This window comes from Streptomyces lunalinharesii, from assembly GCF_039532155.1.
GTDB classification, from domain to species: Bacteria; Actinomycetota; Actinomycetes; order Streptomycetales; family Streptomycetaceae; genus Streptomyces; species Streptomyces lunalinharesii.
The window spans coordinates 1-1200 of the sequence record NZ_BAAARK010000109.1 but is presented as its reverse complement, the minus strand read 5'-3'; the positions used below and the strand labels follow the sequence as shown (position 1 = coordinate 1200).

At 65.0% G+C, this 1200-nt stretch carries 1 protein-coding gene; it reads right to left on the bottom strand.

Translation table 11 applies throughout. The features are described from left to right. Positions 1-11: 11 nt before the first annotated feature. Positions 12-1019: an IS630 family transposase gene (locus ABD385_RS41145; RefSeq protein ID WP_344585394.1), complete on the bottom strand. Its 1008-nt coding sequence runs from the start codon at positions 1017-1019 to the stop codon at positions 12-14. Between the last annotated feature and the right edge of the window lie 181 nt (positions 1020-1200).

Here is a 1200-nt window from a genome sequence, read left to right as displayed (position 1 = left end):
CTAGTGGCTCGTCACGCTGCCTTGGCGGGGTAATGAGTCCATGTTCGGATCGTTGAGTCTGGGGCGAAGTTTGTCTTCGGTTTCGCGTGAGTGTTGCGCCAGCGGACGTAGGCTCCGATGGCGGCGTTCTGCTCGTCGTGGCTGCGGTGATCGGTGCCGTTGAGCGCGAAGTAGCGCAAGGCTGCGAACTCGGCCTCGATCCAGTTCAGCCAGGAGCCGTAGGTCGGCAGGAAGATCAGTTCGATGCCGTTGTCGGCCGCCCAGGCCCGGACTTCGGTGTGTTTGTGCGGGGAGAAGTTGTCCAGCACCACGTATAACTTCTCCCCGGGCCAGCGGGCGCGCAGGGCCTTGAGGAGGCCGAGGAACTCTCGCCACCGCTTGCGCGAGCGGATGCGGTAGTACAGCTTGCCGGTGGCCAGATCGAGGGCGGCCAGCATGTGCCGCACACCGTCTGTGCGGCGGTAGGTGGCCCGCAGCCGACGCGGGCGTGTGACCGACCCCCATGCCTTGCCCTTGCGGGGCATCAGGTTCAGCGGCCCGAACTCGTCGACGCATATCACCCGCCCGTCGGTGGGCGGGGTGTCGTACAACGCCAGGACGCGGTGCATCTTGGCGATGAACTCCGGGTCGGTGGACGCCTTCCAGGTCGTGGTGGTCTTCCAGGAGACCTTGCCCTCGCGCAGGATCCGACGCAGGGTCTCTCGACTGATGGCCGTGGTGACGTTCTGCCTGACCAGATGCTCGGCGAGCTTGGCAAGGCTCCAGGTGGAGAACGCAGTGATCTTCCAGTCGGTGGGGGACGTCCGGGCGATCAGGCAGATGTGCTCACGCACCTCATCGCTGATCGTCTTGGGGCGTCCCCCGCTCCATTTTGGGTCCAGCGCGTCAAGCCCCCGCTCGTTGAAGGCGTGGATGACCTCGCGAACGTAGTCCTCTCCGACCTGCATCAATGTCGTGATGTCCTTGACCGTCTGGCCCTGGGCGGACATGAGGACCACGATCGCCCGGCGGAGTTTCACCGGGTCCCTCGCGCTCCGGCTGATCCGCTGCAGCTTCCGGCCTTCGTCCACTGTGACCGGCCGGACGAACACACTCGGTCGACGTCCCACAACCACCTCCAAGACCAGGACTTGGAGACAGTCTGCTGGCCGACGACCAGCACGTCGATTACCCGGCCAAGGCTGTGTGACGAGCCACTAG